The sequence below is a fragment of the Oxalobacter paeniformigenes genome, from assembly GCF_027158465.1.
GTDB classification, from domain to species: Bacteria; Pseudomonadota; Gammaproteobacteria; order Burkholderiales; family Burkholderiaceae_D; genus Oxalobacter; species Oxalobacter paeniformigenes.
Map to the genome: position 1 here is coordinate 67,422 of NZ_JAMKYL010000004.1, position 14,519 is coordinate 81,940.

Below are 14,519 nucleotides of genomic sequence, written 5' to 3' on the forward strand. Positions count from 1 at the left end.
TCGCGACTTATTTCATGGCGGCTTTTGCCAGTGCGATCAGTCCTGCAGTCGAACTGTCGTGCATTTGCTCAGGCTGGCCTTCCAGTTCGTTCTGGATCGTTTTTGCCAGAATCTTGCCCAGTTCGACACCCCACTGGTCGAAACTGTTGATGTTCCAGATAACGCCTTCGACGAACGTTTTGTGTTCGTACAGAGCAATCAGCGCTCCCAGCGTTTCTGGACGCAAGACGTTCATGAGAATGGTATTGCTCGGGCGGTTTCCGGGGAAAGTGCGTTGCGGAATCTGGATGGCCATTTCTTCCGCATCCATATGCTGGGCTGAAAGTTCGTTTCTGACCTGTTCGGCTGTTTTTCCGCGCATCAGTGCTTCGGATTGTGCGAAACAGTTTGCCAGCAGGGCAGCGTGATGTTTTGGCAGGGTATGATGCGGTGTCAGGGCAGTGATGAAGTCGACGGGAATGATATCGGTTCCCTGATGCAGCAACTGGAAATAGGCATGTTGCCCGTTGGTGCCGATATTTCCCCAGATGACAGGGCAACTGTCATATTCTACGGGTTTGCCGTTTTTTTGGGTTTGCTTGCCGTTGCTTTCCATTTCGAGCTGTTGCAGATAATTCGGAAAACTGAACAAATCCTGCAGGTAGGGGGCGATGGAAACGGAAGAAAAACCCAGGAAGTTCCGGTTCCAGATGGCGATCAGTCCGAGAATCACTGGCATGTTCGATGCCAGCGGCGCGTACCGGAAATGAACGTCCATGGCGTGTGCGCCTGCCAGAAATTCCGTGAAATGATTGTAGCCGATGGCCAGCATGACAGGCAGGCCGATGGCAGACCAGACGGAATAGCGTCCGCCGACCCAGTCCCAGAAAGGGAACAGGTTTTCGGCAGGGATGCCGAATCGTGCGACAGCTTCCGTATTGGTGGAAATGGCGATGAAATGCCGGTACAGGTCGCGGACGGTGCCGTAATTGAGAAACCAGCTGCGCGCCGCATGGGCGTTGAGCATGGTTTCCAGTGTCGTGAACGTTTTGGATGCAATAATGAACAGGGTCGTTTCCGCGTTGACTTTTTGCAGGATGGCATCCAGATCGTGGCCATCCACATTGGCGACGAAATGGACGTTGATGCCCTTGACATGGAAAGGGCGCAGTGCCTGACAAACCATGCGTGGTCCCAGATCGGAGCCGCCGATGCCGATATTGACGATATCGGTGACGGGCTTGCCTGAATAGCCTTTCCATTCCCCTGCATGAACTTTTTCGGTAAACAGGCGCATCTTTTCCAGTACCGACTGAATATCCGCAATGATGTTTTTGCCATTGAACATGACCGTTTCGCTGCGTGGCGCACGCAATGCCGTATGCAATACGGCACGATGTTCCGACGTATTGATTTCATCGCCGGCAAACAATGCTTCACGCTTTTCTTCCAGATGACATTGCCGCGAGAGTTCGATAAGCAACCCCATCGTTTCGTCCGTCAGAAAATTTTTCGAGAAATCGAGAAACAGTCCGCCGGCTGTCAGGGTCATGGCGGGAAAACGGTCCGGATGATCGGCAAAAAGTGCTTTCAGCGACCATGTGCGGGCATCTTCTGCATGTCGGACGAGTTTCTGAAATACGGCGGTATGGACAAGGCTGGTTGTATTCATGGCAAACGGCAGGATAAAAAGTTGTCGCTGTGAATGCGGGAAAAGTTTTACAACAATCATTTGACACTATAAACCGGATTTGGCATGACGCGGCGTTATAACGGGAAAACCTGTCGAAAAAACAGGGATTGCCGCTTGAATCGGCCAAACAGTTATGGTTGTACGGAAGAAAACCGTAAAACACGGCAATAGGCAAAATGAAGGTAAAAAGACCCGAAAAGCATTTGTCTGATGAGCCGAAAAAACGTGGTATGGAGAAAAACTGTTGTTTGCTGGCAACGATTACTGAAGGGTATTGTGTTGCGAATAAATTTGCGGCTATAATGACATTTTTAGGCGCGTAGCTCAGCTGGTTAGAGCACTACCTTGACATGGTAGGGGTCGTTGGTTCGAGTCCAATCGTGCCTACCAGATTTCCGAAAATGCCGTGCTCGATAGCACGGCATTTTTTTTGGCATGGTTTTGGCCGCGAGTTGATTCCTTGATTTTTTCAGGTGTATTTGTGGCAAGGTGTGTTACTGGAATCGTTAATCGTCGGTAGGCGGTGTGCCGTGCCAGGAGTCGCGTGTTGCCGTTTTTTCGTTTCGGGTGTGCGGTTTCTGTGCTAAAGTTGGTACTTTGTGATGCCGATCCGGAAAAGCGGGTTTGTCTGTATGGATGCCGGTTGCGGGTGATCGGCGAGCGCGGCGGTGCCGCGTTTGTTTTTTGTGTTGCGGATGGTTCATGACGGTCTTGTGCCGTCTTTTTGTGTTGGATTTGGAGATCAAGATGATTTCAGTTCGGCTTCCCGATGGCTCGAAACGGGAATTCAGCGAGCCGGTGACGGTTGCACAGGTAGCGGCTTCCATTGGCAGCGGATTGGCCAAGGCCGCTGTGGCAGGCAGGGTAAACGACAAGCTGGTCGATACATCCTACATGATCGACAAGGACGTCGATCTGGCGATCGTGACCGATCGGGATGCGGATGGGGTGGATATCATGCGGCATTCGACCGCGCACTTGCTGGCCTATGCTGTCAAGCAGCTGTATCCGGATGCGCAAGTAACGATCGGGCCGGTAATCGAAAACGGTTTCTATTACGATTTTGCGTACAAGCGGCCTTTTACGCCTGAAGACTTGCAGGCGATTGAAAAGAAAATGACCGAACTCGCTCGCAAAAACGAACCGGTCGTTCGTAAAGTATTGCCACGTGACGAAGCTGTTGCCTATTTCAAGTCCATCGGGGAAGATTACAAGGCGGAAATTATCGAGTCCATTCCGCAAAACGAAGATGTTTCTCTTTATACCAGTGGTGCATTCACGGATTTGTGTCGTGGTCCGCACGTGCCATCCAATGGCAAACTGAAGGTTTTCAAACTGATGCGTGTCGCTGGCGCATATTGGAGGGGTGACTCCAAAAACGAAATGCTGCAGCGTATCTATGGTACGGCATGGGCCAAAAAGGAAGATCAGGATGCCTATCTGCATATGCTGGAAGAGGCTGAAAAACGCGACCATCGCCGTCTGGGGCGAGCGCTGGATTTGTTCCATTTCCAGGATGAGGCGCCGGGGCTGATTTTCTGGCATGCCAAAGGCTGGACGATCTGGCAACAGGTAGAACAGTATATGCGAAAGGTTTATCAGGATAACGGCTATCAGGAAGTCAAGGGGCCGCAGATTCTGGATCGCTCGCTGTGGGAAAAATCCGGCCACTGGGACAACTACAAGGAAAACATGTTCACCACGGAATCCGAAAACCGTGTGTATGCCATCAAGCCGATGAATTGTCCTGGACATGTCCAGATTTACCGTTCAAGCCTGCATTCCTATCGTGAATTGCCGTTGCGCTACGGTGAATTCGGTCAGTGCCATCGTAACGAGCCATCCGGTTCGCTGCACGGCATGATGCGTGTTCGCGGTTTTACTCAGGACGATGGTCATATTTTCTGTACGGAAGACCAGATTCTGGATGAATGTGTGGCCTTTACCGATTTGCTCAAGAAGGTTTATCGCGATTTCGGTTTTACCGACATTATCTACAAGGTGGCGACACGTCCTGAAAAACGGGTCGGTTCCGACGAGGCATGGGACAAGGCGGAAAACGCACTGATCGAGTCCCTCAAACGTTCGGGTTGCGACTATGAACTGTCTCCGGGGGATGGTGCGTTCTACGGGCCGAAGATCGAATATACCTTGCGGGATGCCATCGGCCGTATGTGGCAGTGCGGTACGATTCAGGTCGATTTCTCGATGCCGATGCGACTGGGTGCCGAATATGTCGCTGAAGACAACACCCGCAAGATACCGGTCATGATCCACCGTGCGATTCTGGGATCGCTGGAACGGTTTATCGGGATTCTGATCGAAAACCACGCAGGTGCGATGCCGTTGTGGTTGGCTCCGGTTCATGCGGTTGTTCTGAATATTTCGGATGGCCAGTCGGAATATGCGAAAAGTGTTGTTGAAACAATGAAAAAAGCAGGTTTCCGGGTCGAGGCTGATTTGCGAAACGAAAAAATTACCTATAAAATACGCGATCATTCCGTAAACAAGGTGCCTTATTTGCTGGTTGTCGGCGATAAGGAAAAGAACGGGAATACGGTTGCTGTTCGGGCGCGTGGTGGTGTTGATCTGGGTGTGATGAAGGTCGATGAGCTGATGGCGCGCATGGATAATGAAATCAGGGCCAAACAGTGATTTGGACGGGAACAGCTTTTTTTGATTTGACAAGCGGGGAGTCAACATAGCTACTGACAAGTCTCATCGCATCAACGGCGAAATTACGGCTCAGGAAGTCCGCCTGCTGGGCGTGGACAATGAGCAAGTGGGTATCGTAAACCTTCAGGAAGCGTTCCGGCTGGCTGAAGAAGCCGATGTAGATCTGGTGGAGATCGCACCGAATGCCCGTCCTCCTGTGTGCCGTCTTATGGATTACGGCAAGTTCAAGTATGCCGAACAGAAGAAGGCGCATGAAGCCAAGTTGAAGCAGAAGGTGATTTCCGTCAAGGAAATCAAGTTCCGTCCGGGTACGGATGAAGGGGACTACAATATCAAGCTGCGCAATCTGGTCAAGTTTCTGGAAGACGGCGACAAGTGCAAGATCACGTTGCGTTTTCGTGGACGTGAAATGGCGCATCAGGATATCGGTTTCAGAATGCTGGAGCGACTGAAACAGGATCTGGAGCCTTATGGCCAGGTCGAGCAGTTTCCGAAAATGGAAGGTCGCCAGATGGTGATGGTGCTGGCACCCCGTAAAAAGAAATAGGATCTGTTTCCGTCGCCGGCAGGCGGCGGAATGGAGACAGCGGTTTCGCTGTAAAACAAGTGTGAGCAGGCATGCAAGTGCAACAGGTGTGTTGCCACCTGCGATCATATAAAAATGGAGCTGTCCGGGAGGACAGGAATTGATATGCCAAAAATGAAAACCAAAAGCAGCGCGAAAAAACGTTTTCGCGTTCGTCCGGGTGGAACCGTCAAGTGCGGCCAGGCTTACAAACGCCACATCCTGACCAAGAAAACCACCAAAGTCAAACGCCAGTTGCGTGGAATGACCAATGTCAATGCGAGCGATGTCGCGTCCGTATTGCGCATGATGCCAAGCGCCTGATCCGTTAACACGAAAAACAAGGAAAGAATATGTCCAGAGTAAAACGTGGGGTCACGGCACGGGCCCGTCATAAAAAACTGCTTGCCGAAGCCAAAGGCTATCGTGGTCGTCGCAGCTCGGTATATCGTGTCGCAAAAGAAGCCGTCATGAAGGCAGGTCAGTATGCCTATCGTGATCGTCGTAACAAAAAACGGGTATTCCGTGCACTGTGGATCACCCGTATCAACGCTGCAACCCGTGAACTGGGAATGTCTTACAGCGTCTTTATGAATGGTCTGAAGAAAGCAGCGATCGAACTGGATCGCAAGGTACTGGCCGATATGGCAGTTGCAGACAAACCTGCTTTCGCTGCAATCGTCGATCGGGTCAAGGCAGCTATCGCCGCTTGACCTGCTTGCAGGATGCATAGAACGGAGCGGGGCAAGACATTGACTTGCCCCGCTTTTTATTTTTCCGTTGTCCGACAGGAAGACATGGCATGGATTCGTTAGAACAGTTGATTTCTCTGGCACAGCAGGATTTCCGGAATGTTTCCGATCCGGTATCGCTTGAAAACGCCAAGGCAAAATATCTCGGCAAGACCGGGTTGATTACGGCAGAAATGAAAATGCTCGGCAAGATGGCGCCGGAAGAGCGCAAGGCGCGCGGTGCGGTCATCAATGCAGCCAAAAGCAAAATCGAAGCTGCGCTCAATGAAAGACGTCAGGAACTGGCCAATGAGAAATTGCAGGCGAAGCTCAATGCCGAAGCGATCGACGTGACCTTGCCGGGGCGCGGCAGAGGCAAGGGAGGTATTCATCCGGTCATGCGAACCTGGGAACGGATCGAACGTATTTTCGGTTCCATCGGCTTTGATGTTGCGGATGGCCCTGAAATCGAAACGGACTGGACCAATTTCACGGCTTTGAACAGCCCGGAAAACCATCCGGCACGTTCCATGCAGGATACGTTCTATATCGAAGGCAAGGATACCCAGGGCAAGCCATTGCTGTTGCGCACTCATACAAGCCCCATGCAGGTTCGTTATGCACGTTCGCACGAATTGCCGGTCAAGGTAATTGCACCCGGAAGAACCTATCGTGTGGACAGCGATGCCACGCATTCCCCAATGTTCCATCAGGTAGAAGGCTTGTGGATCGATCGTGATATCAGCTTTGCCGATCTCAAGGGGGTTTATCTGAATTTCGTGCAGGCTTTCTTCGAAACGGACAATTTGCAGGTTCGTTTCCGTCCATCATATTTTCCGTTTACCGAACCATCTGCCGAAATCGACATTGCTTTCGGTTCCGGTCCGCTGAAGGGCAAATGGCTGGAAGTGTCGGGCGCAGGCCAGGTACATCCGAATGTGCTGAAGAACATGGGAATTGATTCCGAACAGTATATCGGATTCGCTTTCGGTTCCGGTCTGGAAAGACTGACCATGCTGCGTTACGGCATCAATGATCTGAGGCTGTTTTATGAAGGCGACTTGCGTTTTCTGAAGCAATTCAATTAAGCGTTTTTAACTGTTACCGTATTTTTTCTTGGGCTGATCATGCAATTTTCTGAAAACTGGCTTCGGACCATGGTGAATCCGGAGATGACAACGGATGAACTGGCGCACCTGATGACAATGTCGGGACTGGAAGTGGAAGAGGTGATGCCTGTCGCCAAACCTTTTTCAAAAGTCGTCGTCGCAAAAGTGCTTGAAGTGGCCAAGCATCCCAATGCAGACCGTCTGAGTGTTTGCCAGGTGGATGCCGGTACCGGAACGATTCTGAATATCGTGTGCGGTGCGCCGAATGTTCATGCCGGTATGAAAACCGGTTGTGCACTGGTCGGCGCCGTGCTGCCTCCTGGCGAAGATGGCAAACCGTTTTCCATCAAGAAGGGCAAGCTGCGCGGCGTGGAATCGAACGGCATGTTGTGTTCCCTGCGCGAATTGCAGTTGTCTGACGACCATTCCGGTATTATGGAGTTGCCCGAGGATGCTCCGGTCGGTACCAGTTTGCGTGATTACATGGAGCTGGAAGATTCGGTTTTCGATATTAAACTCACGCCGAACAAGGCGGATTGCCTTTCATTGCTTGGCGTCGCCCGGGAAGTATCTGCATTGACAGGTGCTCCGCTGACCTATGAAAAGGCTTCGCCGGCCGTCGTGACGTCCGATGTCCGTCAGGAAGTCAATGTTCTTGCTCCTGATCTGTGCGGTCGTTTTACCGGACGTGTCATCCGTAATATCAATGCACGTGCCGAAACGCCGGAATGGATGAAACAGCGTCTTGAAAGAAGCGGGCAGCGTTCCGTATCCGTGTTGGTCGACATTTCCAATTATGTGATGCTGGAATGCGGTCAGCCGAACCATATTTATGATTTGGACAAAATTTCAGGTGCCTTGAATATCCGCTGGGGCCAAAAGGGTGAACAGGTCAATCTGCTCAATGGCATGACAGCTGAAGTAGATGAATGGGTCGGTGTGATTGCAGATGACAACGGACCGGAATCGATGGGCGGCGTGATGGGTGGCGAACGGACATCCATTTCACTGGATACCACCAATATTTTCATCGAAGCCGCATTCTGGTGGCCTGACGCTATCCGTGGCCGCGCTCGCAGGTACAACTTTACGACGGATGCGGCACACCGTTTCGAAAGGGGTGTCGATTATGAACTGACGACCGCCACGATCGAACGTATTACGGAACTGGTTCTCGACATTTGCAAGGTAGAAGGCAAGACGGTTGTCGGCCCTGTCGTTGACAAGGTGGTCAATCTCCCGGTTCGCAAGCCGGTCGTCCTGCGCAAGGAAAGAGCGGAAAAAGTGATCGGTATTGCATTGACGACCGATTTGATCGCGGATATTTTCAAACGCCTTGATCTGAAATTCGTTCAGGATGGTGAAACCTTTACGGTCACGCCGCCATCGTATCGTTTCGATATCGAAATCGAGGAAGATCTGATCGAGGAAATCGCGCGGGTGTACGGTTTCGAGCGTATCCCGGCATTACCGCCGGTTGCGTCCAATGTCATGCGTATCCGGCCGGAAAATGTCCGTTCACTGTTTTCGATCAGGCAACAGATGGCCGATCTGGATTATCAGGAGGTCATCAATTACAGCTTTGTTGACGAAGTATGGGAAAAGGATTTTGCGAACAATTCCGATCCGATCCGACTGCTTAATCCGATCGCAAGCCAGATGAGCGTCATGCGTTCCAATATGATCGGCAATCTGGTTGCAAATGTCCGTTATAATCTGAATCGCAAGTTTTCAAGAGTACGCCTGTTTGAAATCGGTGCGGTTTTCATGAGAAATGCGGAAGTGCAAGACGGTCCATTGACGGTCGCAGGATATGAACAGCCAAAACGGCTGGCAGCCATCGCTTATGGACTGGCCGATGAAGAGCAGTGGGGGTTGCCTGACCGGCAGGTCGATTTTTTCGACGTGAAGGCCGATCTGGAAGCCATGTTCTCGCCGGTACAGCTGCGTTTTTCCAAGGCGACTCACCCGGCGCTGCATCCGGGACGCTGCGCGAAAGTGGAATGTGGTGGCAAGGAAATCGGTATCATTGGGGAATTGCATCCATCCTGGCAGCACAAATATGATTTGCCGCATGCACCGGTTCTCTTTGAAGTGGATGTGAGTGCATTGCAGGCTGTCGGTGTGCCGGCATATACGGAAATCGCACGTTTTCAGCCGGTGACGAGAGATATTGCGCTGGTGGTCGATTCATCAATGCCCGTTCAGGAAATCATTGACAGATTTTACAGGGAAAAAGATAATAACCCCCTCTGTGGTATCATGCAAGCTGTTGTTTTGTTTGATGATTATCGTGGCAAGGGGTTGGGTGCCAATGAAAAGAGCCTGGCATTCCGCTTTACCTTGCAAGATGCCAATAAAACCTTGCAGGATGAAGCCGTGGATGCCGCTATCGGAGCGTTTGTAGCGGCAGCCGAAAAAGACTTGGGAGCGCGTTTGCGTGCCTGAGTTTCCGAATAGATGTCTGGTATTTTTATAGCAAGAATGAAACGATCCACCGATTCGCAATTGACTGAAAAGACGGAATCCGCTTCTTTGAAAAAAGTCGCAGCGTCGAGTTCCGACAAGAGTACATCGACGCTGACCAAGGCAGAACTGACAGAGTTGCTGTATGAACAGGTCGGACTGAACAAGCGTGAGGCCAAGGAAATGGTCGAGACCTTTTTCGAGGAAATCTGTTCCGCGCTGGAACGGGGGGAAATGGTCAAGCTGTCAGGCTTCGGCAATTTCCAGTTGCGCGACAAACCACAGCGTCCCGGCAGAAATCCCAGAACCGGCGAGGAAATTCCGATTACGGCCAGACGGGTCGTGACGTTTCATGCCAGTCAGAAATTGAAATCGATGGTTGAATCTGCGGAATAATTTGACGAGTAGCGTGCTATTTCCATGAACGAACGGATCCAAAAATCTGAGTCAGTCGTTTTACCGCCCATACCGGCCAAACGATATTTCACGATCGGCGAGGTCAGTGAATTATGCGGTGTGAAGCCGCATGTATTGCGATACTGGGAACAGGAATTCGCGCAGTTGAAACCGGTCAAGCGTCGGGGTAACCGTCGTTATTACCAGCATCATGAAGTGTTGCTGATCAGAAGAATCAGGGAACTGCTGTATGAACAGGGATTCACGATCAGCGGCGCGAGAAACAAGCTCAATGAACGCGGTTCCCGGAATGTGGTGGTCGAGGAAATGCCGGTCGAAAGGGTGGTTACGGTGTCTTCTCCGGTGGATGTGGATGCGATCCGTTCCGAACTGGAAGCAGTTTTGGCGTTGCTGACACCGCCCAAAGAATGAAATTCTGTTGTAAAGCACCGGACAGGAATATGTGCTGTCCGTAGCGGGACAGGGTTGCCGATCCGGTGCCGTGATAAGTGGTTGGGTCTGATGCGAATATTGATCAGTAATGATGACGGATATCTGGCACCGGGAATCAGTGCGCTGGCACGTGCGCTGGAACCGATTGCGGAAGTCGCTGTCGTTGCACCGGACAGCAATCGTTCCGGTGCGTCGAGTTCGCTGACGCTTGAGCGTCCCATTTCCGTCTATCAGGGCAGCAATGGTTTCACCTATACGACCGGTACACCATCCGATTGCGTACATATTGCGGTGACCGGTGTCTTGCCATGGCGTCCTGATCTGGTAGTCACCGGCATCAACCATGGCCAGAACATGGGCGAGGATACGATTTATTCCGGAACGGTAGCTGCCGCTATGGAAGGTTATCTGTTCGATATCCCATCCATTGCCTTTTCGCAAGTCAACAAGGGTTGGGCAGAGCTGGAAAGTGCCGCACTTGTCGCACGTGATGTGATTTTGCGGGTTTTCGACAGATTGCCCAAACCTTTCTTGCTCAACGTCAATATCCCGAACAAGCCTTATGCCGAGCTGAAAACGTTGCGTGCAACCCGTCTCGGACGACGCCACGAGTCGGAAGCGGTTATTCGTGAAAAGGATCCGTTCGGTCGCGAGATATTCTGGATCGGGCCTTCGGGGCCGGTGAGGGATGCAGGTGAAGGTACCGATTTCCATGCAATCCGGAATGGGCATGTGTCGGTGACACCGCTGCAACTCGACTGGACGCATTTATCCGTGCTTGATGACCTGAAAAAAATACTGGCATGAACAAGAAAACGAAATCGTTCCCTTTGCCATTGTCCAGTGTGATGGGACGGTCTTCGTTTGAAAAACCGATGCGCTCAGATGCAGGATGGCCCACCAGCACACTGACAGGCGGTACAGCGCAGGTTGTGACGCCAAAAATGGCGCGTCATGAATTGCCGTTGTCGCGATCCTTGCAGTCAATGGTGGAAAGACTGGCATTGGCCGGGATTCGTGACAAGGTCGTTCTGTCGGCGATGGGGCAGGTTCCCAGGCATCTTTTCGTCGATCCTGGGTTGTCAGGACAGGCCTATGCGGATGTTGCGTTGCCGATCGGCGCACACCAGACGATTTCGAAACCTTCTACCGTTGCCAAGATGATGGAAGCATTGCGGATGGGGCAGGAAGCGCGGCTGATGCAAAAGATTCTCGAAATCGGCACGGGATGCGGTTATCAGGCGGCGATTCTCGCTAAAATAGCGAAAGAGGTTTATTCTGTCGAGCGGATAAAAAGTTTGCATGAGCTGGCGCGACACAATCTCCGGTCGCTGCGAATCGGCAATTTGCGTTTGCATTATGGTGACGGTATGCTGGGGTTGCCACAGGTGGCGCCTTTTGACGGTATCATTATCGCCGCTGCAGGACTGGAAATACCGGATGCGTTGTTCGATCAGCTGGCTGTCGGAGGCAGGCTGATTGCACCGGTCGGCGGAGAACAGCAAACCTTGCAGCTGGTCAGGCGTGTGGCGAAAAACAAATGGGAGTGCATGGTGGTGGACGATTGTCATTTTGTGCCACTGCGGCAAGGTACGGTCTGACCAGGCAGTACGAACAGAATTTGGAATACGATAAATGAAAAAGACGGGTTATCCTTTACTGATGATTATCTGTGCCGGTTTGTGCGCGTGCAGCAGTCCGCAGAGAACGGCGCCGATTTCCGACAGGTCCACCATTACCAGTTCGTCCTATGAGGCGCCTATCGACAGGAATACGGTTCGTTATACCGTGAAAAGCGGGGATACGCTTTCGCAGATTTCGCGTCGATCGGGACACAGTGTTGCCGAACTGGCGGCATGGAACCAGATCAGCGATCTCAATGATCTGAAAGTCGGTCAGGTGATATGGGTACAGGCGCCGACGGGAGAAACTTCCGGAGTGCAGACAGCCAGTGTGGGTACATCTTCGCAAGTGGAGGTACGCTCGATCGATTCCGGAAGCAAAGGATCCCAAACAGCACCTGCGTCGTCCGCCAAAAGTACGACACAGACTACTGCTGCCGCTTCCGTATCAGGTGGTGTAAAGGAAGTCGATGGTATCAACTGGAGCTGGCCAGCTAACGGAAATATCATTGCATCGTTTGCAGCAGGAAAAAACAGGGGAATCGATATTGCCGGAACGAAAGGGCAGAAAGTGCTTTCAGCCGCTGATGGTACGGTTCTGCACAAGGGCAGCATGAACGGTTACGGCAATCTCGTCATTATCAAGCACAGTGACAACGTCTTGTCGGCCTATGCGCACAACGACAAGATTCTCGTTCAGGAAAAACAGCAGATCAAACGCGGTCAGCAAATTGCCGAGATGGGCAGTACCGACAGCGACAGGGTCAAGCTGCACTTTGAAATACGCTACCAGGGCAAGCCGGTCGATCCGGTAAGATATCTGCCTGCCCGCTGACGGGCGATTTCATTTTCTTTTTGTAACGCATATTTGACGAATATGCGTTACATGCTTTTCAAACATCATTTATGTCTGCTCATATCATTTCAATCAAGGCACTGGATGCCGAAGGACGGGGTGTCGGCTATTTATCCAATGAAGATGGCACACCCGGGAAGGTCGTCTTTGTCGAGGACGCCTTGCCGGGAGAAACAGTCCGGTGCGAGATTCTGAAAAGAAAAAGCAAATGGGAACTTGCAAAGGCCGTTTCGCTGATTCACGAATCGGCGATGCGGGTTCGGCCGGCATGTCCCAGTTTCGGGATTTGCGGCGGGTGTTCCATGCAGCATCTCGAGCCTGCCGCACAAGTTGCCATCAAGCAGCGTGTGCTGGAAGACAATTTGTGGCATATCGGCCGTGTCAGACCGGAACGGATATTGCGCCCCATTCATGGGCCCTACTGGGGGTACCGTTTCCGTGCGCGGCTGTCGGTCAATTATGTACCGAAAAAAGGCGGCATACTGGTTGGTTTCAGGGAAAAACAGTCGCGGTATATCGCCGATATGAAGCAGTGTCCGGTATTGCCTGCACATATTTCCGATATGCTGGTACCTTTGCGCGAGCTGATCGGTTCATTGTCCATTTTTCGTCAGATACCGCAAATCGAAGTGGCGATCGGAAACGACAAAAACGGGATCGTGACGGCTTTGTTGTTGAGGATCATGGCGCCGTTGACAGCTGCGGATGAGCAAGCATTGAAAGATTTTGCAGACAAGCACCATGTCCAATGGTGGTTGCAGTCGAAAGGTCCGGATACCATCAAACGGTTTTATCCTGACGAAAACCGGTTGCAATACTGGTTACCGGAATTCGATGTCGAAATGCCGTTCAAGCCGGGGGATTTTACGCAGGTCAATTACCGGATCAACCAGGTATTGGTATCGCGAGCGATTCGCTTGCTTGGCATCGAGGTAGGACATCGGGTTGCCGACCTGTTTTGCGGACTGGGCAATTTTTCCTTGCCGATGGCACGGTTTGCCGGAGAACTTGTCGGGATCGAAGGAAGCGACACGCTGACGCAACGCGCAAGAGAGGCGGCCATTCGCAATGGCTTGCAGGACAAGACCCGTTTCGAAACACGTAATCTGTTTGAGATGACGGAAACAGACTGGGTTGCGCTGGGTGCGTTCGATCGTGTACTGATTGATCCGCCGAGAGATGGTGCGGCATCTGTTTGCCAGTCGATTGCAGCGCTGGATGATGAACACAGGCGTTTTCGTCCGGAACGGATCGTGTACGTATCGTGCAATCCGTCCACATTGGCGCGTGATGCTGGCATTCTGACGGGTAGCGGGCATTACCGGCTGATGGCCGCAGGTGTCGTGAACATGTTTCCACATACCTCGCATGTGGAATCCATGGCAGTTTTCGAACGGAAAGACTGATCGGGCGTCGTACGCGTTTTCCTGAAATAGTGTATGGTTGTCAAAAAGTGGCGTTGGTATGCCGGATAATGACCTGACGGGGACAAGCCACTTTTCGTGATACGTCGGGTTCTCAGAAAATACGGGAGCGTTCATGAACAACCGAAAGAAAATACACAAAACCGATGCCGAATGGCGTGCCTTGCTGTCTCCGTTGGCCTATGAAGTTACACGGCAGGGCGGAACGGAATATCCTTTTACGGGACAGTACTGGAATCATGACGAAACGGGAGTATATTATTGTGTGAATTGCGGAACACCCCTGTTTTTGTCGGATACCAAATTCGATGCCGGTTGCGGCTGGCCAAGTTTTTTCAAACCGGTCGATCCGGATAATGTCACAGAAAGAGTGGATACCCGTTTGGGTATGGTTCGTACGGAAATCCTGTGTGCTGTATGCGATGCCCATCTGGGGCATGTATTCAATGACGGGCCGCCGCCGACAGGGTTGCGGTATTGCATCAATTCTGTCGCATTGCGGTTCGAGCCTTTGCAGATCGGCAGGCAATCTACTGCTAAATGATTGAA

14 protein-coding genes and 1 tRNA gene are annotated in these 14,519 nt (G+C 51.7%); 14 read left to right on the forward strand and 1 reads right to left on the reverse strand.

Annotation, left to right across the window (positions count from 1 at the left end; all coding sequences use genetic code 11):
- Window positions 1–7: 7 nt before the first annotated feature.
- A complete protein-coding gene (pgi, locus tag NAI64_RS06205) occupies window positions 8–1,651 on the reverse strand; it encodes a glucose-6-phosphate isomerase (RefSeq protein WP_269298823.1) in 1,644 nt (547 codons plus the stop codon).
- Between the two features lie 334 nt (window positions 1,652–1,985).
- On the opposite strand from pgi, the gene NAI64_RS06210 reads away from it, so the two are divergent.
- From NAI64_RS06210 to msrB, 14 genes are all read left to right on the forward strand, one after another.
- Window positions 1,986–2,062 (forward strand) — tRNA-Val (locus tag NAI64_RS06210).
- 357 nt (window positions 2,063–2,419) lie between these two features.
- On the forward strand, window positions 2,420–4,327 hold the full coding sequence (gene thrS, locus NAI64_RS06215; RefSeq protein ID WP_269298825.1) for a threonine--tRNA ligase: 1,908 nt from the start codon (window positions 2,420–2,422) through the stop codon (window positions 4,325–4,327).
- A 46-nt stretch (window positions 4,328–4,373) separates the two neighbouring features.
- Entirely contained in the window at window positions 4,374–4,895 is a 522-nt protein-coding gene (infC, locus tag NAI64_RS06220; protein WP_269298988.1) for a translation initiation factor IF-3, read from the forward strand.
- 144 nt (window positions 4,896–5,039) lie between these two features.
- A complete protein-coding gene (gene rpmI, locus NAI64_RS06225) occupies window positions 5,040–5,237 on the forward strand; it encodes a 50S ribosomal protein L35 (protein ID WP_269298826.1) in 198 nt (65 codons plus the stop codon).
- A 29-nt stretch (window positions 5,238–5,266) separates the two neighbouring features.
- Window positions 5,267–5,626 (forward strand): 50S ribosomal protein L20, encoded by a 360-nt coding sequence (rplT, locus tag NAI64_RS06230; protein ID WP_269298829.1) that lies wholly within the window; start codon window positions 5,267–5,269, stop codon window positions 5,624–5,626.
- A gap of 89 nt (window positions 5,627–5,715) precedes the next feature.
- A complete protein-coding gene (gene pheS / locus NAI64_RS06235; protein ID WP_269298831.1) occupies window positions 5,716–6,732 on the forward strand; it encodes a phenylalanine--tRNA ligase subunit alpha in 1,017 nt (338 codons plus the stop codon).
- Between the two features lie 39 nt (window positions 6,733–6,771).
- Window positions 6,772–9,201, forward strand: coding sequence for a phenylalanine--tRNA ligase subunit beta (pheT, locus tag NAI64_RS06240; protein WP_269298833.1), 2,430 nt, complete (start codon window positions 6,772–6,774; stop codon window positions 9,199–9,201).
- 36 nt (window positions 9,202–9,237) lie between these two features.
- Window positions 9,238–9,615: an integration host factor subunit alpha gene (locus NAI64_RS06245; protein ID WP_269298835.1), complete on the forward strand. Its 378-nt coding sequence runs from the start codon at window positions 9,238–9,240 to the stop codon at window positions 9,613–9,615.
- Between the two features lie 24 nt (window positions 9,616–9,639).
- The gene (locus NAI64_RS06250) at window positions 9,640–10,047 is read left to right on the forward strand and encodes a MerR family transcriptional regulator (RefSeq protein ID WP_269298837.1); all 408 of its coding nucleotides are present in this window, start codon (window positions 9,640–9,642) and stop codon (window positions 10,045–10,047) included.
- Window positions 10,048–10,137: 90 nt separating this feature from the next.
- Entirely contained in the window at window positions 10,138–10,875 is a 738-nt protein-coding gene (surE, locus tag NAI64_RS06255; protein WP_269298839.1) for a 5'/3'-nucleotidase SurE, read from the forward strand.
- Window positions 10,872–11,669: a protein-L-isoaspartate(D-aspartate) O-methyltransferase gene (locus NAI64_RS06260; protein ID WP_269298841.1), complete on the forward strand. Its 798-nt coding sequence runs from the start codon at window positions 10,872–10,874 to the stop codon at window positions 11,667–11,669. The genes surE and NAI64_RS06260 overlap by 4 nt, the downstream gene beginning before the upstream one ends.
- A 34-nt stretch (window positions 11,670–11,703) precedes the next feature.
- Complete coding sequence (locus NAI64_RS06265) at window positions 11,704–12,525, forward strand: peptidoglycan DD-metalloendopeptidase family protein (RefSeq protein ID WP_269298843.1); 822 nt, start codon at window positions 11,704–11,706, stop codon at window positions 12,523–12,525.
- Window positions 12,526–12,596: 71 nt separating this feature from the next.
- Window positions 12,597–13,952 carry a 23S rRNA (uracil(1939)-C(5))-methyltransferase RlmD gene (rlmD, locus tag NAI64_RS06270; protein ID WP_269298845.1) on the forward strand — a complete coding sequence of 452 codons (1,356 nt, stop codon included), beginning with the start codon at window positions 12,597–12,599 and terminating at the stop codon, window positions 13,950–13,952.
- 133 nt (window positions 13,953–14,085) lie between these two features.
- The gene (gene msrB, locus NAI64_RS06275; RefSeq protein WP_269298847.1) at window positions 14,086–14,514 is read left to right on the forward strand and encodes a peptide-methionine (R)-S-oxide reductase MsrB; all 429 of its coding nucleotides are present in this window, start codon (window positions 14,086–14,088) and stop codon (window positions 14,512–14,514) included.
- Window positions 14,515–14,519: the final 5 nt, after the last annotated feature.